At 64.0% G+C, this 21667-nt stretch carries 24 protein-coding genes; 14 read left to right on the top strand and 10 right to left on the bottom strand.

Translation table 11 applies throughout. The features are described from left to right. Positions 1-42: 42 nt before the first annotated feature. Positions 43-1512: a bifunctional phosphopantothenoylcysteine decarboxylase/phosphopantothenate--cysteine ligase CoaBC gene (coaBC, locus tag EB230_RS09715; RefSeq protein WP_210261341.1), complete on the top strand. Its 1470-nt coding sequence runs from the start codon at positions 43-45 to the stop codon at positions 1510-1512. Between the two features lie 64 nt (positions 1513-1576). On the opposite strand, the gene EB230_RS09710 is transcribed toward coaBC, so the two are convergent. Together EB230_RS09710 and EB230_RS09705 are read right to left on the bottom strand one after the other, a co-directional pair. Continuing rightward, a complete protein-coding gene (locus EB230_RS09710) occupies positions 1577-2155 on the bottom strand; it encodes an invasion associated locus B family protein (protein WP_056577737.1) in 579 nt (192 codons plus the stop codon). A gap of 32 nt (positions 2156-2187) precedes the next feature. After that, complete coding sequence (locus EB230_RS09705; RefSeq protein WP_171883280.1) at positions 2188-2343, bottom strand: hypothetical protein; 156 nt, start codon at positions 2341-2343, stop codon at positions 2188-2190. Between the two features lie 373 nt (positions 2344-2716). On the opposite strand from EB230_RS09705, the gene EB230_RS09700 reads away from it, so the two are divergent. Together EB230_RS09700 and EB230_RS09695 are read left to right on the top strand one after the other, a co-directional pair. Next, positions 2717-3055 (top strand): hypothetical protein, encoded by a 339-nt coding sequence (locus tag EB230_RS09700; RefSeq protein ID WP_056577947.1) that lies wholly within the window; start codon positions 2717-2719, stop codon positions 3053-3055. A gap of 127 nt (positions 3056-3182) precedes the next feature. Further along, on the top strand, positions 3183-3659 hold the full coding sequence (locus tag EB230_RS09695) for an NUDIX hydrolase (protein WP_056577739.1): 477 nt from the start codon (positions 3183-3185) through the stop codon (positions 3657-3659). Positions 3660-3746: 87 nt separating this feature from the next. On the opposite strand, the gene EB230_RS09690 is transcribed toward EB230_RS09695, so the two are convergent. From EB230_RS09690 to EB230_RS09670, 5 genes are all read right to left on the bottom strand, one after another. Beyond that, on the bottom strand, positions 3747-4598 hold the full coding sequence (locus EB230_RS09690) for a citryl-CoA lyase (RefSeq protein ID WP_172372172.1): 852 nt from the start codon (positions 4596-4598) through the stop codon (positions 3747-3749). Beyond that, positions 4595-5779, bottom strand: a complete 1185-nt coding sequence (locus tag EB230_RS09685) for a CoA transferase (protein ID WP_056577743.1) — start codon at positions 5777-5779, stop codon at positions 4595-4597. The genes EB230_RS09690 and EB230_RS09685 overlap by 4 nt, the downstream gene beginning before the upstream one ends. Before the next feature lie 15 nt (positions 5780-5794). Beyond that, the gene (locus EB230_RS09680; protein ID WP_056577744.1) at positions 5795-7318 is read right to left on the bottom strand and encodes a tripartite tricarboxylate transporter permease; all 1524 of its coding nucleotides are present in this window, start codon (positions 7316-7318) and stop codon (positions 5795-5797) included. Between the two features lie 4 nt (positions 7319-7322). Next, entirely contained in the window at positions 7323-7859 is a 537-nt protein-coding gene (locus EB230_RS09675; RefSeq protein ID WP_056577745.1) for a tripartite tricarboxylate transporter TctB family protein, read from the bottom strand. 134 nt (positions 7860-7993) lie between these two features. Further along, the gene (locus EB230_RS09670) at positions 7994-8971 is read right to left on the bottom strand and encodes a tripartite tricarboxylate transporter substrate-binding protein (protein ID WP_172372171.1); all 978 of its coding nucleotides are present in this window, start codon (positions 8969-8971) and stop codon (positions 7994-7996) included. Between the two features lie 185 nt (positions 8972-9156). Between EB230_RS09670 and EB230_RS09665 the strand changes: the two genes are divergently transcribed. Both EB230_RS09665 and EB230_RS09660 read left to right on the top strand, forming a co-directional pair. Then, positions 9157-9927: an IclR family transcriptional regulator gene (locus EB230_RS09665; protein ID WP_172372170.1), complete on the top strand. Its 771-nt coding sequence runs from the start codon at positions 9157-9159 to the stop codon at positions 9925-9927. Between the two features lie 284 nt (positions 9928-10211). After that, positions 10212-12686 carry an EAL domain-containing protein gene (locus EB230_RS09660; RefSeq protein ID WP_056577752.1) on the top strand — a complete coding sequence of 825 codons (2475 nt, stop codon included), beginning with the start codon at positions 10212-10214 and terminating at the stop codon, positions 12684-12686. Positions 12687-12701: 15 nt separating this feature from the next. Here the strand turns inward: EB230_RS09660 and EB230_RS09655 are convergent, their stop codons facing one another. Further along, entirely contained in the window at positions 12702-13235 is a 534-nt protein-coding gene (locus tag EB230_RS09655; protein WP_056577753.1) for a GNAT family N-acetyltransferase, read from the bottom strand. Between the two features lie 220 nt (positions 13236-13455). On the opposite strand from EB230_RS09655, the gene EB230_RS09650 reads away from it, so the two are divergent. Next, positions 13456-13911 (top strand): DUF2214 family protein, encoded by a 456-nt coding sequence (locus EB230_RS09650; RefSeq protein WP_056577949.1) that lies wholly within the window; start codon positions 13456-13458, stop codon positions 13909-13911. Here EB230_RS09650 and nth read toward each other — a convergent pair. Next, on the bottom strand, positions 13905-14711 hold the full coding sequence (nth, locus tag EB230_RS09645; protein WP_056577755.1) for an endonuclease III: 807 nt from the start codon (positions 14709-14711) through the stop codon (positions 13905-13907). The genes EB230_RS09650 and nth overlap by 7 nt on opposite strands. Positions 14712-14733: 22 nt before the next feature. Between nth and EB230_RS09640 the strand changes: the two genes are divergently transcribed. Then, positions 14734-15228, top strand: a complete 495-nt coding sequence (locus EB230_RS09640; RefSeq protein WP_056577756.1) for a DUF2244 domain-containing protein — start codon at positions 14734-14736, stop codon at positions 15226-15228. A 2-nt stretch (positions 15229-15230) separates the two neighbouring features. On the opposite strand, the gene EB230_RS09635 is transcribed toward EB230_RS09640, so the two are convergent. Next, positions 15231-16046, bottom strand: coding sequence for a class I SAM-dependent methyltransferase (locus tag EB230_RS09635; protein WP_172372169.1), 816 nt, complete (start codon positions 16044-16046; stop codon positions 15231-15233). 115 nt (positions 16047-16161) lie between these two features. Between EB230_RS09635 and EB230_RS09630 the strand changes: the two genes are divergently transcribed. From EB230_RS09630 to EB230_RS09600, 7 genes are all read left to right on the top strand, one after another. Then, the gene (locus tag EB230_RS09630; protein ID WP_056577760.1) at positions 16162-17040 is read left to right on the top strand and encodes a bifunctional helix-turn-helix domain-containing protein/methylated-DNA--[protein]-cysteine S-methyltransferase; all 879 of its coding nucleotides are present in this window, start codon (positions 16162-16164) and stop codon (positions 17038-17040) included. A gap of 222 nt (positions 17041-17262) precedes the next feature. Beyond that, positions 17263-17733 carry a hypothetical protein gene (locus tag EB230_RS09625; protein WP_056577762.1) on the top strand — a complete coding sequence of 157 codons (471 nt, stop codon included), beginning with the start codon at positions 17263-17265 and terminating at the stop codon, positions 17731-17733. A 92-nt stretch (positions 17734-17825) separates the two neighbouring features. Further along, on the top strand, positions 17826-18146 hold the full coding sequence (locus EB230_RS09620) for a hypothetical protein (protein ID WP_244494149.1): 321 nt from the start codon (positions 17826-17828) through the stop codon (positions 18144-18146). Further along, positions 18113-18631, top strand: a complete 519-nt coding sequence (locus EB230_RS09615; RefSeq protein WP_056577766.1) for a hypothetical protein — start codon at positions 18113-18115, stop codon at positions 18629-18631. The genes EB230_RS09620 and EB230_RS09615 overlap by 34 nt, the downstream gene beginning before the upstream one ends. Then, a complete protein-coding gene (locus EB230_RS09610) occupies positions 18603-19088 on the top strand; it encodes a hypothetical protein (protein WP_056577768.1) in 486 nt (161 codons plus the stop codon). The genes EB230_RS09615 and EB230_RS09610 overlap by 29 nt, the downstream gene beginning before the upstream one ends. Before the next feature lie 154 nt (positions 19089-19242). Beyond that, positions 19243-20148, top strand: a complete 906-nt coding sequence (locus EB230_RS09605; protein WP_056577771.1) for a ribokinase — start codon at positions 19243-19245, stop codon at positions 20146-20148. Further along, entirely contained in the window at positions 20148-21593 is a 1446-nt protein-coding gene (locus EB230_RS09600; RefSeq protein WP_056577772.1) for an amidase, read from the top strand. The genes EB230_RS09605 and EB230_RS09600 overlap by 1 nt, the downstream gene beginning before the upstream one ends. The last annotated feature ends 74 nt before the right edge of the window (positions 21594-21667 follow it).

Genomic DNA, 21667 nt, shown 5'->3' with positions numbered 1-21667 from the left:
TGCTATCATTGCTATCGATAGAGATGAGCGGAGTGCAATCAGATGGCAAGCATCACGATCCGCAACCTTGATGACGAGGTCAAGGACCTGCTGCGCCGGCTGGCGGCGGAAAATGACCGTTCAATGGAAGAACAGGCGCGGGTGATGATCCGGGCCGCCGTCGACGGCCAGATCGGACCCGGCCGTATCGACCAGATCGAAAAGACCCTTCGCGAACTGACCAGCACGCACGGTACGGCGGCGCCGGTGGCCTCTCAGGCAGGCAGGATATTCCCGCGAGGCACGCTTTCCGGCAAGCGCATCCTGCTCATCATCGGCGGCGGCATTGCCGCCTACAAGGCGCTCGACCTGATCCGCCGGTTGCGCGAGCGCGGCGCGGCTGTACGGGTAGTGATGACATCGGCGGCGCAGGAATTCGTCACCACGCTGTCCGCCGGCGCGCTCTCGGCCGATCATGTCTTCACCGAACTGTTCGACCGCAACGACGAACACGATGTCGGCCATATCAGGCTGTCACGCGAGGCCGATCTGCTGGTGGTGGCGCCCGCAACCGCCGACCTGATGGCCAAACTCGCCAACGGCCATGCCAACGATCTTGCCTCGACCGTGCTCATCGCCACCGACAAGCCGGTGCTGATGGCGCCGGCCATGAACCCCAGAATGTGGGCGCATCCGGCCACCCGCCGCAATCGCGCGACATTGGGCAAGGACGGCGTCGGCTTCGTCGGCCCGGCCAAGGGCGAGATGGCCGAGAGCAATGAGGCCGGCGAAGGCCGCATGGCCGAACCGCTGGAGATCGTCGCCGCGATCGAGGCGCTGCTCGATGCCGGCCCCAGGCCGCTGGCGGGGCGCAAGATCATCGTCACCTCCGGCCCGACGCATGAGCCGATCGACCCGGTGCGCTATATCGCCAACCGTTCGTCCGGCAAACAGGGCCACGCCATCGCCGCGGCATTGGCAAGACTTGGCGCCGACGTGCATCTCGTCTCCGGTCCGGTCAGCATCGCCGATCCCGTCGGTGTGAAAACCATCCATGTCGAGCGTGCGCAGGAAATGCGCGATGCGGTCGAACAGCTTCTGCCCGCTGAAGCCGCGGTGTTCGTTGCCGCCGTCGCCGACTGGCGCAGCGAGAATTCGGCCGGTGAAAAGATCAAGAAGGTGGCGGGTGAAGGCCCACCGGTGCTGCGCATGGTGGAGAACCCCGACATCCTTGCCGGCGTCGGTCATCACAGCCAGCGGCCTGGCCTTGTCGTCGGCTTCGCCGCCGAGACGCAGGATCTCCTGCGCAACGCCGAGGCCAAGCTCAGGAAGAAAGGCGCCGATTTCATCGTCGCCAACGACGTGTCGCACGAAAGCGGTATCGGCCCTTCAGGCGTCATGGGCGGTGACCGCAACCGGGTGCGGATCGTGTCGAAGGCCGGTGTCGAGGAATGGCCCGAAATGACCAAGGACGAGGTGGCGGCGCGGCTCGCCGCCTTGATTGCCGAGCGGCTCAAAACAACAGTCGTTTGACGCGCAACGGATAAGATGCGCGGGCGCCTGTTGGACGCCGCGTGTCAGATTCCGCCCTGAGCCGTCAGTTTGACAAGAGTTCCGCTGTGCGGGCGAGCGCCCCGCTGAAGCCGTTGAGCGGAATGGAAAAGCTCACGGCTTGCCCGGTGTCCGCCGCGAAGGCGTCGATCTTCAGCGTGGTGCCGTTCTTGAGCAGTGGCGTGACATTGCCATCGAACGCCACCGGCACCAGGCAGCCGACCACCTGACAGGTGTTGAAGGCCAGGCTGCCGTCCAGCATCTGGTCGTCGATGGTCAGGGTGACGCCCTTGGCGAGCGCCAGTCCAAACGGCAGGGCGAGCGTGCCGGTCGCATCGTCGCCGGTCTTGCTCGACAGCTCGATCGCCAGCAGCCGCTGGTTGCTCTGCTTGTTGAACTGCTGATGCGACAGGCTGCAGACCTTGTTCGTGCCCGCTATCTGGCAATTGACCGTCCAGTCGCCATGGGTTTCGGACAAGGCCGATGCACCACCCGGCAGTTGCGGTGCATCGGCGGCGGGCGGCTTCGCCACCACCTTGTCACCCTTGGTCTGCGCGGCCATGGCCGGCAAACCGACAATGCAGGCCGCCCCCAGCACTGCCGCGAAATACGCGTATTTCCTCATCAAGCCCCCTGCCCGGCTCGGTCCCGGGCCAGCTAGAAGCTGACCCTGAGAGACGCGCCGACTGCGTTTTGTTTCACGATTTCGCCGAAGGCGCCGTTGTACCTGACGGACATGCCGACGCCATTGACGCCATTCAGCTCAAGCCCGGCGCCAACCCGATAGAGCGGCGAATCGACCGTTTCCGTCAAGTGCAATGCGGGGTGCCGGGCAGATTCTGCGTCGCCGCGAACTGCCTTCGATTTCCCAGTCCTTGTTGGAGAACTCCACCCCCGCCCTGGTCAGCCCACGCAATAAAATGCCGGCATCCTGCAATAAGTTTCGATGCATCGAGCCCAGCATATCCGCATTCCCACTTATGGAGTTCTGGCTCAATTAGACTGTATTGACTTGTGCCGGGTGAGATCGAAAACTTGCGTAAGGGACGCTGGCCAAGCCTCCAGCCTTTCATAGCCGTCATATGACGGCAACCTGCGGTCACGGACCGGATGACGGCATGATTGATTTTTGGGAGATCCATGCATGGCCATGGCATCGCCTGACAGGCCGCCCTATATGTTGGGAATGAACAAGATCTTTTCGCACAATGGGCGCGTGTTCGCGCGTAGACCAGCGTTGATTCTGGCATCGGCGGCGCTGGCCACGATGGTTCTGGCCGGGCTTGGGTTGCCCGCCTCCGCGCAGGTGCTCAATCCCGCCGCCAAAAGTAACGCGCTGATCCAGCAAAATGACCTGCAGACCTTGCAAAGCAGGATTCAGCGGCAGCAATTTCAGCAACAGCAACAGCAATATCGTGCCCAGGATCGGGTGATCGTCCAACAGCCGCAGCCGGTGGTCCCGCAAGTCAGGCCGAGTTGCCAGACGCAGATAATCGGCACCACTGCCGTGAGCACCTGCCGCTGACAGGCGGACTACCCTTTTATTTAGCCGACTTACATGATAGGGGCGTTCGAGTACCCTGCGGCAGTTTGGGGTTTTGCAAAGGCGCCGTATCAAGCTATGGGGCACTGCACCGACTGGATTTTTACGAATGGCAGCCACCAAGAAAAAGGCCGTGCGCAAGGCCAAGAAAGGCGAGCGAATCCGCCAGGTCGCGGCGATCCCCTTTCGGTTGACCGCGGGCGGTGATTTCGAAGTCATGCTGGTCACGTCGAGAACGACGAGGCGCTTCATCGTTCCCAAGGGTTGGCCTATGAAAGGCAAGAGTGGACGCAAGGCGGCCACCATCGAGGCGCAGGAGGAAGCCGGCGTGCTCGGCAAGGCGCTGAGGGAGCCGGCCGGCACCTATTCCTACTGGAAACGGCTGGCCAACCGCTTTGTCCGCGTCGACGTCATCGTCTATCTGCTTGAAGTGACCGAAGAGCTTGCTGATTGGCAGGAAGCCAAACGCCGCCAGCGCGCCTGGCTGGCGCCGGCCGACGCGGCGATGCTCATCGATGAACCCGATCTGTCGACGCTGGTGAAGACCCTGAAGCTTCCCGAACCCTTGCCGCCGGGCCAAGCATAGGCAATTCCAGAAAAGCGTGGAACGGTTTCCCGGGAAAAGCGCATGGCGTTCCCCTGGGGATTGCGTCGAAGCAAAAGACCCTGGGTGTCAGTCGCCAGTCTCATTCTCGCCGGGGAATGGTCGCAGCGGCGTGCCGGTATAGGCCCACAGCCACTCACGCGGCAGGGGCCCCTTGTTGCGCTCACCCTGTTGCGACTGTTCCCAGGCATGCGCCAGGATGCCGACGGAGCGCGACAGCACGAAGAGCCCGCGCGTCAGCGGCGGCGGAAAGCCGAGTTCGCCATAGATGACGGCGGTCGCGCCATCGATGTTGAGCGGGATCTTCCTGCCCTTGCGCCGCGCGACCTCCGCCTCAACAGCCCCGGCGATGTCGGCGAACCGTCCATTGACCACCCCACGCGCGGCAAATGCGCGGGTCAGTTCCAGCAGGCGCGGCGCACGTGGATCGATCGGGTGAAAGCGGTGGCCGAGCCCTGGCACATACCCTTTTTCCTCGGCGAAAAACCGGTCCAGACGTACCGAGACCGCCTCATCCAGCACTGTCCCGCCATCGATCGACACGGCGATATCGCCGTAGAAAGACAGCGCCTGCTCGCCGGCACCACCATGCACGTCGCCGAGCACATTGATGGCCGAAGCCATGGCACTGTTGATGCCGACACCGCAGGTCGCGGCCATGCGGGCGATGGCGATGGATGGTGCCTGCGGCCCATGGTCGACGGCCGCGCCCAGCGCAATGCCGAGCAATGCGGCCTGGTCCTCGCTTGGCAATTCGCCACGCAGTATCAGCCAGATCATCGCGGGGAAGCTGACGCGACCGATCAGGTCCTGTATTTCATAGCCGCGCAGCCGGATGACGCCGGGGCTCATCTCGATGATGCCGGTCTGCCACCACTCCTCGCCGCGTTCACGGCCTGACTTCTTCCCGGAACTGCTCATGCCCGTGCCTTGGCCTTGGCGCGCGGCGGCAGGAGGGCGAAAACCTCGTCCATATGCTCACCGAGCACCGGTGGCGGCTTTGTCGGCAAAGGCGCCTTGCCGTCGACCATGAAACCGCCGCGCAGAACGGTCAGCGGCCTGTCCATCCCGGCGACATCGTCAAAATTCGCGGTCACCTGCCGTTCCAGTACCTGCGGTTCGCCCAGCACTTGCGGGATCGTCAGCACCCTGCCCGCCGGGACGCCCGCCCGATTGAGCGCCTCTTCCCAGGCCGCCGCCGACGCGCCTGCCAGGGCCTCCTCGATCTCGACTTTCAGCGCCGCGCGGTTGCGCTTGCGTGTCTCGCGCTCCGCAAAGCGCGGGTCCAAGGCCAGCTCCGGTCGCCCGATCAGCCGGCAAAGCGTTACGAACTGCTCCTGCTTGTTGGCGGCGATATTGAGCAGCCCGTCGCCGGTGCGAAAGGCGCCGGAGGGTGCCGCCGTCATGTTCTCATTGCCCATCGGCTTGGGATCGACCCCGGCCGTCAGATAATTCGACACCGGCCAGCCGAGCGCGGAAAGCGTGCATTCGAGCATTGAGACGTCGAGGAAGGCACCCTCGCCTGAGGTCTTCTGCTTGACCAGCGCCGATGCAATCGCGAACGCACCGACCAGCCCGCCCAGCGTATCGGCGACGGGATAGCCGACACGCAGCGGCGCCGTTTCCGGCGTGCCGGTAATGCTCATGATGCCTGACAGGCCCTGGATGATCTGGTCATAGGCGGGATTGTCGCGCATCGGCCCGGTCTGGCCGAAGCCCGATATCGCGCAATAGACAAGGCCGGGGCGGACCGCCTTGAGCGCCTCGTAGCCAAGGCCGAGCCGATCCATCACGCCGGGGCGGAAATTCTCTACCAGCGCGTCTGCACTGGCGACAAGGTCGAGGAAGCGTTCACGATCGGCTTCTGTCTTCAGATCGAGCATGACGGATCGTTTGCCGGCATTCTGCGCCAGGAACGAGGCGCCCATGCCGGCTTGGTTGAGCCTTGGCGAACCGCCGAGCTGGCGCGCCAGGTCGCCGCCATGCGGCCCCTCGACCTTGATCACGTCAGCCCCCAGCAGCGCCAGCTGATAGGCACAATAAGGCCCGGCCAGAACATTGGTCAGGTCGAGGACGCGGATACCGGAAAGCAGGTCAGTCATATCTTCTCAAATCGGTCAGGCATCGCCCGGCACGTGCTCTGGGCCACGCCGCCGGCGATGCTCGATGAAGGCCCAGATATGCGGCCCGACCAGGCCGATGAAGGCGAGCGTCAGCAGCGTCAGCGACAGCGGATGCTTGTAGAACACCGACCAGTCGCCATTCGAGATGGTCATTGCCCGGCGGAACTGGGTTTCGGCGAGCGGCCCCAGGATCATGCCGATGATGACCGGCGCGGTCGGGAAATCGAAGCGCCGCATCAGGAAGCCCGCCGCCCCCAGCAAATAGAGGATGACCAGATCGATGGGCGATTGCGAAATGCCGTACGTGCCGACGGTCGCGAACACCAGTATGCCTGCATAAAGCTGCGGCGCCGGGATCTTCAGCAGCCGCACCCACAGCCCGATCAACGGCAAATTGAGGATGACGAGGATCACGTTGGCGATGAACAGGCTGGCGATCAGGCCCCAGACCAAATTGGCCTGCGTCGTCAAAAGCAGCGGCCCCGGGTTGATGCCGTAGCTCTGGAAGGCGGACAGCATGATCGCGGCCGTCGCCGAGGTCGGCAGGCCAAGCGTCAGCATCGGCACCAGCACGCCGGCTGCGGACGCGTTGTTGGCTGCCTCGGGACCGGCGACGCCCTCGATGGCGCCGACCGTGCCGAACTCCTCCTTGTGCTTCGACAGCTTCTTTTCGATGGCATAGGACAGGAAGGTCGGGATTTCCGCGCCGCCGGCCGGCATGGCGCCGATCGGGAAGCCGATCGCCGCACCGCGCAGCCAGGCCTTCCATGAGCGGCCCCATTCGGCCGCGGTCATGTAGAGCGAGCCTTTCAGCGGTACGATCTCGTCCTTGCCGGCATAGCGGCGCGAAGCCATGTAGAGCGTCTCGCCGACCGCGAACAGGCCGACGGCTGCGATGATGACGTCGACGCCGTCGAGCAGTTCGGTCGTGCCGAAGGTGAAGCGCGGCTGGCCGGTCTGCAGGTCGACGCCGATCATGCCGATAACAAAGCCGGCAAACAGGCTGGTGAGCCCGCGCACCGAGGAGGAGCCGAGCACGGCCGAAACCGTGATGAAGGCCAGCACCATCAGCGAGAAATATTCGGCCGGTCCGAAGGCCAGCGCGAACTTCACCACCACCGGCGCCAGGAAGGCGACGCCCAGCGTGCCGAGGGTGCCGGCAACGAAGGAACCGATCGCCGAGGTGGCAAGGGCAGCTCCGCCACGGCCGGACCGCGCCATCTTGTTGCCTTCCAGCGCGGTGACGATGGTGGCGCTTTCACCCGGCGTGTTGAGCAGGATCGAGGTTGTCGAGCCGCCATACATGGCGCCATAATAGATGCCGGCGAACAGGATGAAGGAGGCTTCCGGCGCCACCTGATAGGTGATCGGCAGAAGCAGCGCGATGGTCAGCGCCGGCCCCAGGCCCGGCAGCACGCCGATGGCGGTGCCGAGCGTGGTGCCGAGCAGGCACCACAGAAGATTGACCGGGGTGAAGGCGACCGAGAAGCCGTGGGCGAGTTGTTCAAGCGTGCTCATGGCCTCACGCTCCAAACCCGCCGATGATCGCGTCGATCACCGTGTTCAGCTGGCTCTCGATGAAACCGGCACCGATGTTGACGCCGAGCGCCCTGGCGAAACCGAAATAGGCGGCCAGCGCCAGGACAAGGCCGGTGAGCGCGTCGCGCAGCGTATGCCTGCTGCCGAAGCCGTAGCAGACGAGAACGAACATGATGACCGATGCCGCCGTGAAGCCAAGCGGCCGAATAAGCAGCAGGTTGGCGACAAGGCCGATGACGACGAAGCCCATCGCCTTCCAGTCGGTCGGCGTTTCCTTTTCCTCCTCCGGTTGCCAGCCGCCACGAAACGCGGCGAGGATGAGCAGCAGCGAGAGCACCACCAGACCGACCATGGTGAGATAGGGAAAGACGGTCGGCCCGACCTTGGAATAGAGCGGCGACACCGGGATCGCCAGCGTCTGCCAGGCAACGGCGCCGGCGCAGGCGAGAAGGCCGATGCCAACAAGCAATTCCGGCACGGCAAGGCGCGGGGGCGCCGTCGGCTGGTTGATGGTGCTCATGAAATGTCCTCCCCAGGATTACGGGCCAAGACAGCTGTCATCGGCCCTCTCTGCCAGCCATGACCGATCTCATCCGCGATGCGATCGATGGACTTGAGAATTGGGGGACGGCTTGCGCCATCCCCCTGGGGAGATCAGGCGAGGCCGAGATCCTTGAGGATGGCTTCGATACGCGCCGAGTCCTCGGCGACGAATTTCGCATAGTCGTCGCCGGTAAGCAGGATGGGCGTCCAGTTGCGGTTCTTGCACTCCGTGGCCCAGGCATCGCTCTTGGCCATGGTCTCCACCAGCGTGATCATCGCCGCCTTGTCGGCATCGGACACGCCGGGAGGCGCGAAAACGCCGCGCCAGTTGAACAGTTCGACATCGATGCCGGCTTCCTTCAGCGTCGGCGCGTCGATGCCGTCCTGGCGCTTGTCGGCCGAGATGGCGAGCAGCCTGAGCGCACCCGCCTTGACCTGTTCGGAGAATTCGCCAAAGCCGGAGATGCCGGCCGCCACCTGGTTGCCGAGCAGCGCCGACAGGGCCTCGCCGCCGCCGGCGAACGGCACGTAGGAAAGGCTGGTTGCCGGAACGCCAACGGTCTTGGCGATCAGGCCGAACAGGATGTGGTCGGAGCCACCGGCGGAGCCGCCGGCCACCGGAACCTTCGTCGGATCGGCTTTCAGCGCGGCGACGAAATCGGCGGCGGTCTTGAATGGCGATTCCGCCGGCACCACCAGCGCTTCGAATTCACCGGTGAGACGGGCGACCGGCGTGACCTGCGTCAGATTGTTGGCGGCCTTGTTGGCGATGATGGCGCCGACCATGACCATGCCGGCGACCATCAGCGAATTGCCTTGCCGTTTCCATTGGCTGATGAACTGCGGCAGCCCGACCGTGCCGCCGGCGCCGCCGACATTGGTGATCTGCGAGCCGGAGATCAGCTTCTCCGAGCGCAGCACCTGGTCCATCGTGCGCCCTGTCTGGTCCCAGCCGCCGCCGGGTGCCGCCGGCACGAAAATCTGGATCTGCGGTGCGCCTTCAGCGAAAGCGGGAGTGAGATGAAGTCCTGCAAGGCCGGCAGCGCCTGCCGAGGCCGTGCTCATCAAAAATCTGCGTCTGTTCAGCATGGGATTCCTCCAAATCACGACACCTCCTCCGGTGCCTGCCAAACGTGCCTGCATTCACAGACCCGTGATCGAGTTCAAGCAGATGTTACCAAGTTCTGTCAACGGGAACGATATTCTGCTGGACAGAACGGTCTGGGAGCGCGACAGAGTGACCCCGCTCGGGTTTCTCCGAACTGGGACTGCAAATGGACTCACCAAACAAACCGGCGGATACAGAGCTTCGGCGTAGATCGGCCGAAGGTGTCGCGGCACTTGATCGAGCGATTGCGATCCTCGATGCCTTTACAGCCGCCGACCGCTCGCTCAGCCTGGCCGAGATCGCGGCGCGCACCGGCCTCTACAAGAGTACGATCCTGAGGCTGGCGAATTCACTGCTGCGCGGGCAGTTGCTCGAGCGCCTTGACGATGGGCGCTACCGCGTCGGGCCCGCCGCCTTCCGGCTCGGCGCCCTCTATCAGCGTTCGGTCGTGGCGGTCGACATCCTGTTGCCGATCATGCGCGACCTCTCGGAGCACAGCTGGGAGAGCGTCGCATTCTATGTCCGCTCGGGTGACGTCCGCACCTGCCTCTACCGTGTCGAATCCAAGCATCCGATCCGCTACACCATACGCGAGGGCGACGTATTGCCCTTGCTTGTCGGCTCCGGCGGACGCGTGCTTGCGGCGTTTTCCGGCCAACCGGGGGAACCCTACGAGACCATCCGAAGAACCTGCAACTGCCTCGCCATCGGCGACCGCGACCCCGAGACGGCGGGCGTCTCGGCACCGGTGTTCGGGCCGGGGCGCAACCTGCTCGGCGCGTTGACGCTGGCGGGTCCGAGCACGCACGTCGATGCCGCCTTCCTTCAGCGTATGAAACGTCCGCTGCTCGAGGCGGCGGCCCGCGCCACCCGTGCCTTCGGCGAGGACGCCTCCCTGCTCGAACAGGCAAGTCTTGCGGCGGAGGCGCTGCCCTGACCCGCGGTTACGAGCCCGAAAAGGATCGATAAGCGTCGAATACAAACTGATTCAACTTGAAGCAGTCACTTGACGTTGCGTAATATTCAGCCACCCAAATCAAGAAATGGCTTTATAGAGAACGGAACTATTTATTTGCTGTTAAGCCCCCCGTGATACCCGGTTGCTGTCGCCATTTGCGCGACATGAGGGGAAGAAAATCGTCTCAACCGACGGATGAAACAGTCGGACAGACACGCTGACAGGATCATGGCACGTCCGTGAATTCGAAGAAGCCGTCATCGATGGACGCCAGCCCCCGTCTTCTCGGGCTCGTCTGGCCGTTCATCGCCGTCGTGCTTATCCAGGCGCTGGTCGCCAGCCTCAGCCTGTACACGCTTTCGGCGGTTCGCGCCTATGTCGGCGGGGAAAGCCAATGGTCCAAGGGGCAAAAGCACGCCATCTATTTCCTCAGCCTGTATGCGGACACCGGCAATGAGGAGTTCTTCACCGAGTATCGCGAGGCGATCGCCGTTCCGCTGGCCGATCGCTCGGCGCGCCTGGCGCTCGAGCAGCCCGAGCCCGATACAGAGGCAGCGCGCACAGGCTTTCTGCAGGGCAGAAACCACCCGGACGACGTCACCGGGCTGATCTGGCTGTTCCAGAATTTCCGGAAGTTCAGCTATCTCGATACCGCTATTCGGCACTGGGCGGCGGCCGACACGATGATTCTCGCCATCCAGCGGCTCGGCGACACCATGCATGCGACGCTCAGCAAGGTGCCGGCGTCGGCAGCCGAGATCAGTGCCTGGAAAGCGGAAATCCATCGGCTCGATCGTCAGGTCAGCCCACTGTCCAAGGCCTTCTCGGACAGTCTGGGCGAGGGATCGCGCTTCATCCGCACGCTGCTCACCTTGGCCAATCTCGTCACCGCCGCCTTGCTGATCCTGCTGGCCGTATGGCGTACCCGCAAGCTCCTGGCGCAGCGCCAGGCCTTCCAGCTGGCGCTCAATGCCGAGCGCGAGCGCGCGCAGGTTACGCTGGCTTCGATCGGCCAGGCTGTCATCAGCACCGGCCGTGACGGGCGGCTGGACTACATGAACGCGGTGGCCGAGAAACTGCTGGCCTGCCCGCTCGGCGCTGCCAGGGGCAAACCGGTCGCATCGCTGTTTCGCCTTGTCGACAAGGATACCAGCGTCGAGGATCCGCAGCTGGTCGAGCGTCTGCTGGCCGGTGAACCGCGCCGTTCCAGCGCCCGTCCGCAATTGCTGCAGCGGCTGGACGGCTCTGTTGTTCCCGTAGCGCTGACCGGCGCGCCGCTGATCGTTTCCGGTGAAATCGTCGGCGCGGTGCTCGCCTTCCACGATATGACGCGCGAAGAGGACTATATCGAGCGGCTTTCATGGCAGGCCTCGCATGACGCATTGACTGGGCTCGCCAACCGGCGTGATTTCGAAAGCCGGTTGGAAAGGACCATCGTCGAACTGCAAGGCAAGCCCCGGCAGCACGCCTTGATGTATCTCGATCTCGACCAGTTCAAGCTGGTCAACGATACGTGCGGTCACGCCGCGGGTGACCAGTTGCTGCGCCAGATTTCCTCACTGCTGACCCGCGAATTGCGGTCCGGCGACGTACTCGCCCGGCTGGGCGGCGACGAGTTCGGCGTGCTGCTCGTTGATTGCGATGCCACCAACGCAGCCGATATCGCCGAAAGGCTGCGCGCGGCGGTGCAGGACCTGCATTTCGCCTGGGACGGAAGACCCTTCAACACCAGTGTCAGTATCGGCATGGTGGAGATCGCCAACGCGCAGGTGACGATCGAGGAGACGCTGCGGGCCGCCGACGTCGCCTGCTACATGGCCAAGGAAAAGGGCCGCAACCGCGTCCAGATCCACAGCGATGGCGACATGGCCTTGCGTGAGCGCTTCGGCGAGATGGCCTGGGTACAGCGCCTGCACGCCGCGCTGGAGCAAAACCGCTTCAGGCTTCACGCCCAGGAAATCTGGCCGCTCAACGACGACGTCGTCGAGGCGGGAGCGCATATTGAGATCCTGCTGCGGCTGGCCGACGAAGACGGCAGCTTCGTCACCCCGCAGAGCTTCATTCCCGCTGCCGAGCGCTACGGCCTGATGCCGTCGATCGACCGCTGGGTGGTGCGCAACACCTTCCGCATCCTGGCCGCCCGGCAGGCCGATCCGCGCACGCCACCGATCGCCACATGCGCCATCAATCTTTCCGGAGCGACTTTCGGCGACGAGACGTTTCTCGGCTTCCTGCGCGAGCAGTTCCTCATCCACGGCATTTCGCCTGCCATGATCTGCCTGGAGATCACCGAAACCAGCGCTATCGCCAATCTCACCAACGCCATGCGCTTCATTGCCGATCTGCGCGGCCTGGGCTGCCGCTTCGCGCTCGACGATTTCGGCTCCGGCATGTCATCCTTCGCCTATCTGAAGCACCTGCCGGTCGACTACCTCAAGATCGACGGCAGCTTCGTCAAGGACATGCTTGACGACCGCATCGACCGCGCCATGGTCGAGATGATCCACCACATCGGCAAGGTCATGGGCAAGCGTACCATCGCCGAGTTCGTCGAGAGCGACGATATCGCCGCCGCTCTGAAGATCATCGGCGTCGACTATGCCCAGGGCTATGGGATCGCCAGGCCGACGCCTTTCGATGTCTCGACGGTGCTGCTGGGCCGGAGCTTGACGCCGGCCGCGCAGAGCGCCGATCCATGGGCCGACCTTGCGCGGAAACTGCGCCGCAAGGCGGGGTAGAGGCCCAATTCCAGCTCAGGCGAGCCGCTCCAGCAGCACTGTCGGGGCGTCATGATAAGTGGTCCGCAACACTTCGCGATAGCCGACCTTGCCAGCGACATTCAACGATGCGGTGTTCTCCGGATCGATGATGCAGACGGTTTTCGTACGTCCGAAGGTTTCTTCTCCCCAGGCCAGCACGCGGCCGACGACCTCGGTGGCGAGACCGGCGCCGTGCACGGCCGGAGCCAGTGCCCATCCGGCCTCGGGAATGCCTTCGATCGACGGTTGCATGTCACGCTTGAGGTCGTGAAAACCGGCCTCGCCGACGAAGCGGCCCGTCGCCTTCTCCTCGATCGCCCAGAAGCCGTAGCCGAGCAGCGACCACAGGCCGGCATGGCGCAAGAAGCGCATCCAGCTTTCCTCGCGCGTGCGCGGCTTGCCGCCGATGAAGCGGGTGACGGCCGGGTCTGCCCACATCGTGGCATAGGCGTCGAAATCCTCCAGCCGGTGCGCCCTGAGAATGGTTCGCTCCGTCTCGATGACCGGAGCGCCGTGCGGATTGTTCATGGGATTGCCTCGCTGAAATTATCCGCGCTTAGCAAATAGCCCCCGCTGTGCAAGGGCCAGCGCGAAACGCCCCATCATCCAGAAAAGCCGCATGTCCGGTTCCGTGGCTCCGCTATGGGAATTCCGCCCGACGGTGTTATTTTCCCGGCAGGCTGATGTCAGCACATTGCCACGCGATCTTCTCCGACGCGGGCTGGTGCTCAAACCCAAGGGAAGAAGCATGGACACGACCGACCTTGTGCTTGCCATTGTCCATCATCTGCTGGTGTTTTCCCTGGCGGGGATCATCGGCGCCGAATTCGTGCTGATCCGCGGCGACCTGCCCGCCGCGACGCTCAAGCGGCTCGCCGGCATCGACCGCCACTATGGCATCATCGCCGCGCTGATCATCATCGTCGGCATCGGCCGCGTCTTCTGGGGCCTCAAGGGGTGGGAGTTCTACGTCTCCAACTGGGTGTTCTGGGCCAAGATGGTGGCCTTTGGCATTGTCGGCCTGCTGTCGATCGTCCCGACCGTGCGCTTCATTTCCTGGAACAGGCAGGCCAGCGCCAACCCCTCCTTCGCCGTGCCGGCGAGCGAACTGGCCTCGGTGAAGACCTACATCCGCGCGGAAGCCTTCGTCTTCCTGCTGATCCCGGTCTTCGCGGCGGCGATGGCGCGCGGTTACGGCTACTGATCGTCAGCTGGTACGGTTTCAAGTGGGGCGATCGGCACCAGGGGTGCTGGAATGCTGGTCGTCTTCTCCTCGGCCTTGCAGATATCGGCGATGACGCAGGCCGGGCAGTCCGGCTTGCGCGCCTTGCAGACGTAGCGGCCATGCAGGATCAGCCAGTGATGCGCATGGCGCATATACTCGTCCGGGATGATCTTCAGCATCCCCTGCTCGACCTGCTCGGGCGTCTTGCCGGGCGCCAGGCCTAGCCGATTGCCGATCCGGAAAATATGCGTATCGACCGCCATCGTGTGCTGGCCGAAGGCCATGTTGAGCACGACATTGGCGGTCTTGCGCCCGACCCCCGGCAGCCTGACCAGCTCATCGCGGTCATCAGGGACCTCTCCGCCATGGTCGCGGATCACCGCCTCCGACAATGCGATGACGTTCTTGGCCTTGTTGCGCCAGAGGCCGATGGTCCTGATGTATTCGCCGACCTTGGCTTCACCCAGCGCCACCATCTTCCGTGGCGTATCGGCGGCCTTGAACAGCGCCCGCGTCGCCTTGTTGACGCCGGCATCGGTCGCTTGCGCCGAAAGCACCACCGCCACCAGCAGCGTGAAGGCGTTGACATGTTCAAGCTCACCCTTCGGTTCCGGCCGCTGCACCGAAAAGCGCCGGAAGATCTCATGCACTTCGGCCGGAGTATAGCGTGACGTCCGCCGCACCGGCCGTGGACGCGGCTTGGCGTTCGATCCGTCACGTCGTCCGGCCGGTAGCTTTTTTTCGGGCATGGAAGAATCTTTGGACTTGGGGCTCGCCATTTCCCTCCTATAATATCCTGTCATGAGCTACACAAACGCCTCGTTCCAGGCTGACGAGCCCTTCTTTCACGCATTGCTGACCCCACACCGGTCGCTGGGCAGGACAGGTTTCCTGGTCCTGATGGGCGCGCTGCTGTTCGGCTGGCTGGTGACGGGCGCGTTTTTCCTGTCGCGTGGTGCGTGGCCGGTGTTCGGCTTCTTCGGCCTCGACGTGGTCGCCGTCTACATCGCCTTCCGCGCCAACTATCGGGCCGCCCGCGCCCGCGAGGAGGTGTCGGTGTCCCGCACCAGCCTCGATATTCGCAAGACAGCCCCTTCGGGAAAATCGGAAGCGCACCGCTTCAATCCGTTCTGGGCGCGGTTTTCGGTCGCCCGTCACGCCGAGATCGGCATCACCAGAATGACCGTGGAAGCGCAAGGCCAGAACGTGCCGATCGGCGGCTTTCTCGACCCCGATTCCCGCGAGAGCTTTGCCACCGCCTTTTCGCGCGCTCTCGCGACCGCAAAGGCGCGCTGAATCTAGAAGCGATAGCGCAGAAGCCTGCCTACTTTTCGCAGCGCCGGAATGTGTTTCCAAAGCCGAACGAACAGTTTGGCGGACCAGCCCATGCGGGCGGCGTGTTCAGGCTTGCAGGCGGAAATATCCTCGACGAACCGCAGTTTCGGAACCGCCAGTTCCAGCTCGTGCGGATCATCGATCGCCCAGTGGACCTCGGCACCCGTGACCTTGATGGTCGGATTGAGGCGAAGCAGCGTCAGCCCGAAACGGCTGTAGGCGTCGAACATCAGTTCGCCGCCGGCAAGATGCGAGACAAGCCGCGAAACCAGGCGCAGCCCCTCGTCGGCGGGGAGATAGGGTGTCAGCCCTTCCGCCACCACCATGGCCGGGCGGTTGCGCGGCACTGCAGCCAGCCAGCCGGCCTCGGTCACCGACGAAGCGATGAGATGGTAGTGGTCGCGGGACGGGTAGAGCCTGCGCCTGAGTTCGATGACCTGGGAGTAGTCGACATCGAACCAGTCCACGCCTGGCGGTGGATCGACACGGAAGACGCGCGTATCGAGCCCGCAACCCAGGTGCAGCACGATGGCGCCGGGGTTCCTGGCCAGGAAATCCTCGACACGGACATCCAGTGTCTTGGCCCGGATCGCCAGGCCGATGCCGAGATTCTCGTCGACCTTGAGCCTGGAGAAATCATAGTCGATCTTGCGCACCGCCTCGTCGGCGAAATGATCCGCAAGCAGTGAATGGGGCAGCCGGCTCTCCAGCGCCTTGCCGTAGAGCGTCATCAGCAAGGTTTCCTTCGCCCCGGTCAGGTGCACTTTCTCGCCAGCCATGAGCGACTCCTGGGCATGAATCCCGAATCTATCTGGACATGCGCGGCAAGAAGGCAAGTTTCGGGTGGCGATCGGCGCCCCAAGGGGCGATATTCCCGGCCAAGGAGACGGTTCGATGAGCACACACACAGCAGTCCTCAAGAAGGACATCACGCCGCAAGGCAGCGACTACGAGATCGTGCGCCGCGCCATCGAGAAGATCAGCCTCGACTACCGCGACCAGCCCTCGCTCGAGGAGCTTGCCGAGGAGGTCGGCGAGACGCCGACCGGCCTGCAAAAACTCTTCACCCGCTGGGCCGGCCTGTCGCCAAAAGCCTTCCTGCAGGCGGTGACGCTCGACCACGCCCGCCGGCTGCTCGATTCCGGCATGCCGCTGCTCGAAACCTCGTTTGAACTGGGCATGTCCGGACCCGGACGGCTGCATGACCTGTTCGTCACCCATGAGGCGATGTCGCCAGGCGACTACAAGACGCGCGGCGCCGGCCTCACCATCCGCTACGGCTATCACCCCTCGCCCTTCGGCACCGCCCTGATCATGGCCACCGACCGTGGCCTTGCCGGCCTCGCCTTCAGCGACCCGGGCGAGGAACGTGCGTCGTTCGCCGACATGTCCGGCCGCTGGCCGAACGCCGTCTACGTCGAGGACATGGCTGCCACCGGCCCTTACGCCGCGCGCATCTTCGATCCGACATTGTGGCGGCCCGACCAGCCGCTGCATGTCGTCATGATCGGCACCGACTTCCAGGTGCGGGTATGGGAGGCGTTGCTGCAGATTCCGATGGGCAAGGCCCGCACCTATTCCTCGATCGCCGCCAGCATCGGCGCGCCGAGCGCCAGCCGCGCGGTCGGTGCCGCCAATGGCGCCAACCCGCTCTCCTTCGTGGTGCCTTGCCATCGCGCCATCGGCAAGTCCGGCGATCTCACCGGCTATCACTGGGGCCTGACCCGCAAGCGCGCCATCCTGGGCTGGGAGGCGGGGCAAGTGTCGTCGTAAAATATCGATTTTCCAGTTATTGTCCATAGAAATCTACATATCTTTATGAATTAGAAGTATTGATAACAATTGTGTGGCGGTTTTCTTCCCTACAACCAACGACAACCCACCGGTTGCACGACAACTACTTCAACTAGCTATTTTAGTTTACCCTAAATTAACCACGATAAAGCGATGATGACCCATGTTAATTCGGGCGATCCGGCTTAATAGGAGGTCTCGATGAGGTTGTTTCGCACTGTCGTCGGTGCAGCCATGCTGGTCGGCTGTATGGACCAAACGGCGTTGGCCACGACGCAGAATGTCATTTTCAACGGCACGATCACCGCGACCTGTACGCTGGTGGTCGCCACCAACGGTACGATGACGGTGAGCCCCGATCTCCAATCATTGAGCTCGCATAACAGCGGTGGCTCGGCGGGGACGGTCACGCTCACCACCACCGGAGGTGTGTCGCTAAGCGTCGACCCGGTCACCACCACCACGGTGCCAGCCGCCGACACCACGGCCATCACCTGGACGCCAACCTATTCGGCGAGCGGTGCCCACACGATCGCGGAGACAGGCTCGGCCACCAGCCTGACCACGCCCGGCGCCGATCTCGTCACGGTCCACCTCGCCGGCACCAAGGGCGGCAGCAACCGCTTCGCCGCCGGAAACTATCAGGCAACCGTGACGGTGCGCTGCGAATAGCCCTCGGGAAGGAGGCATCCTTGACATTTTCTGAAACCTTGGCGACGGCGCTGGCCGTCGGCCTGATCCCTGTTGCCGCGGCGGCTCAGTCGATGTCGCCGATGCGCGGCGAGGTCAACAGTTTCACTGACGTCTTCGCGGTCCGCGTTTTCCCGGCCAATCCCTACGACCAGAAGATCAAGATCGAAGTCCACGTCTATGATCAGGATTTTCAACCAGTGGAAGCCAAAATCTCTCCCAGTGTCTTCCAGCTGGCTTCGCAGGCTTCCCGTCCCGTGCTTGTGGTCGTGCCCTTCGACGGCGCCGCGGACCGTAAAGTGCGTATCTGTACCGAAAGCATCCCCTTTCCCAATCAGCAGACCCAGATAAAGGCACAGATATGCGGAAAGTTCTTTGGACATCGCAAGTCCTGACGCTGGCACTCGCGGTTACCGTGGCAAGCGCTGCGCCGGCTCTGGCCCAGGATGTCTACAACCTCAACCAGAACGAGACCGGATTCAATCTGCCCGGCGTCACCTTGCCCCAGGGGCAAGACGAGGTGCACGCTGCCGATGGCACCACCTGCCGCTCGGCGGTTTCCGGAAGCGGCGCCTATCTCGATCTCGGCGTCATCAGGGGCAACAACCAGTCGAACAATGACGTCGCCACCTATGGCCGGGTGGTGATCCCGATCGGCCGGACACCAAGGCGTCTCGACTGCAGCCGGCTCTATGAACTCGAGGTGCAGCGCCTGCAAATGGAACTGAAGCTGTTGAAGATGGGCGTCAATGTCGACGGCGGCACGACGGCAAGCGTTGCCACCACTGCTCCGACGGCCGCATCACCCGGATGGGCCAACGAGGGCTGGAGCCTCAGGACCGGAAATAGCGATGGCAAGAAAAAGAAGAAGAAGAAATAACCGCGCGCTGCTTGCGATGGCAGCATTTGCCGGCTTCTGTGTTCCGGCGCAAGCGGCGATCATCGGCACCTGCACCATCATGGTCGGGGCATCGGGAACGATGACCGCAAATCCCGCCATCAGTATACTGGGGTCCAAGCAGGCAGGCGGATCGAGCGCCAGTGCCACCGTGGTGGCGAACTCGCTGCTGTGCTCGATACTTAACTTGCTTGATTGTTATTCTGTTTCGGCGCCGCCACCTGCCGCGTTCTCGTCCGCGCCGAGCGGCGGCAGCACCAATGTGACCTTCGCCTCGGTCTTCCGCCTCGATGGTTCGGGTGTCGATATCAACGGCAGCGTGCCGCAAAGGGTCGTCAACGGCACCCACCCCATGCAAGTCGATCTAACCGCCACGAAGTCGAGCGGTATCTTTCCCGCCGGCAGCTATCAGGGCACCGTCACCGTGCGTTGTGAATAGCGCACGATACCACAAATCGAGCTGGACCATTCGCGTGGTCTGGCAAGCCGCGACCTTACAGGCTAGCTTCCCGCGCGATTGGAACGGCCCGTCTTCGCCCCCACGCACCGTGGACGTTCCGGAACCTTGAATTCATACCGGCAGGAGGCCTTGCTTGATTATCGTCATCGGCTCAATCAACCTCGACCTTATCGCCAAAGTCGACCGCCTGCCGAGTCCCGGCGAAACGGTGAGCGGCTCCGGTTTCGCCACGGCGCCCGGCGGCAAGGGCGCCAACCAGGCGCTGGCCGCCGCACGCGCCGGTGCCCCGGTGCGCATGGTCGGCGCCGTCGGCAAGGACAGTTTCGCCGGCGAGGCGCTGGCATTGCTGCGCGAGGCCAAGGTCGATCTGTCGGGCGTGGGCGAAACCTTTGCCTCGACCGGCACGGCGCTGATCATGGTCGGTGACGACGGCGAGAACATCATCGCCGTGGTCCCCGGCGCCAATGCTTCCGTGGTGCCCGGCGACCTTTCCAAGGCCTTCCTGAAAAAGGGCGACGTCGTGCTGCTCCAGCACGAGATCCCGCTGGCGACCGTCGATGCCGCGCTCGACCAGGCGCGGGCGGCCGGCGCCGTCACCGTGCTCAACACCGCTCCTTTCCAGGGCGACGCGGCGGCTTTCCTCGGCAAGGCCGATTATGCCGTCGCCAACGAGACCGAGTTCGACCTCTATGGCGAGGCGCTGGCGCTGAACGGCCGCGACCGTGCGGCACGCATGCGCGACTTCGCCGCGAAAACCGGCCGCACCATCGTCGTCACGCTCGGCGGCGACGGCGTCATGGCGGCGACGCCGACCGACTTCCTGACCGTTCCGGCAATGAAGATCACCCCCGTCGACACGGTCGGCGCCGGCGACACCTTCTGCGGTTACTTCGCTGCCGGCCTGTCGTCCGGCCTCACGCTCGAAAAGGCGCTGGCGCGCGCCGGTACGGCTGGCTCGCTGGCCTGCCTGAAGCCGGGCGCTCAACCGGCGATCCCGCTGGCCAAGGATGTCGATCAGGCCTTGCAGAAAGTCAGCTGATGATGCGTCCCCGGACCAAACATGCGGTGCCTTCGGCCGGCGACATCTGCCGCCTGTCCGCAGTCGAACTGGCCGACGCGATCCGCCACAGGAAGCTTTCCGTACGTGAGGTGGTGACGGCCTTCCTCGACCGCATCGAAGCGGTCAACCCGCTCGTCAACGCCATCGTCTCGCTGCGCGACCGCGGCGACATCCTGCGCGAGGCCGACGCGGCCGATAGCAGGCAGGCGAGCGAAACCGGAACGCTCTTCGGTCTGCCCATCGCCATCAAGGACCTTGCCTCGACCATTGGGCTCAGGACCTCCTTCGGCTCGCCGCTCTTCGCCGATTTCGTGCCGCAGGAAGACGATTTCTTCGTCGAGCGCATCCGCGATGCCGGCGCCATCATCATCGGCAAGACCAATGTCCCCGAATTCGGGCTCGGCTCCAACACCTACAACAACGTTTTCGGGCCGACGCTGAACGCTTTCGATCCGGCGCTCACCGCCGGCGGGTCGAGCGGCGGTGCGGCGGTGGCGCTGGCGCTCGACATGGTTCCCGTCGCCGACGGCAGCGACTTCGGCGGCTCGCTGCGCAACCCGGCCGCCTGGAACAATGTCTACGGCTTCCGCCCGTCGCAGGGGCTCGTGCCCGCCGGGCCGGATTTCGAGGTTTTCCATGCGCAGATGGGCGTCGAGGGTCCAATGGGCCGCAACGTCGCCGACATGGCTCTGCTGCTCGACGTGCAGGCGGGTTATCATCCGCGGGCCCCACTGTCCTATGAGAAACAGGGCTCGTTCCTCGCAGGGCTCGCAACGCCCTCGACTGGCGGCCGCGTCGCCTGGCTCGGCGACCTCGGCGGCCACTTGCCGGTCGAACCCGGCATCCTCGGTCTGTGCGAGGCAGCGCTCGGCCGGCTCGCGGGCCAGTCCTTCGTGATTGAACCCTTGCTGCCGGATTTCGACTTCGAGGCGCTGTGGCAGGCCTTCGTGAGGCTGCGCCAGGCCAGCAGCGGCTGCGCCCTCCAGGCCCATTACGACGATCCCGCCAAGCGCGACCTTCTGAAACCTGAAGCCATATGGGAAATCGAGAACGCAATGCGGCTGACGGCGCCGCAGATCCGCGCGGCCTCGGTCATCCGCACTTCCTGGCATCGTACGCTGCTGTCGATCTTCGACCGCTTCGATCTCATCGCGCTGCCGACCGCGCAGGTCTTTCCTTTCGATGTCACCACGCACTGGCCAAGCGAGGTTGCCGGACGGCCGATGGACAGCTATCACCGCTGGATGCAGGTTTCCGCCTTCGCCACTCTGGGTGGCTGCCCGGCGGTCAACGTGCCGGTCGGCTTCGACGAAAAGAGCCGGCCAATGGGCATGCAGTTGATCGGCCGTCCGCGCGGCGACCTCGCCGTGCTAAGGGCGGCGGCTGCCTATGAGGCGACACTGCCCTGGCAGGCCGGCGCTTGACCCGCGTGCCACGACGCAGCGATTCGCGGATGTCTTGCGCGGAGGCTATTGTCATGCATTGATTATCCCCTGTT

The sequence above is a fragment of the Mesorhizobium sp. NZP2234 genome (assembly GCF_013170765.1).
In the GTDB taxonomy this organism is placed as follows: Bacteria; Pseudomonadota; Alphaproteobacteria; order Rhizobiales; family Rhizobiaceae; genus Mesorhizobium; species Mesorhizobium loti_D.
The sequence above is the reverse complement of the archived record's forward strand: the minus strand, read 5'-3'. Positions and strand labels throughout refer to the sequence as shown.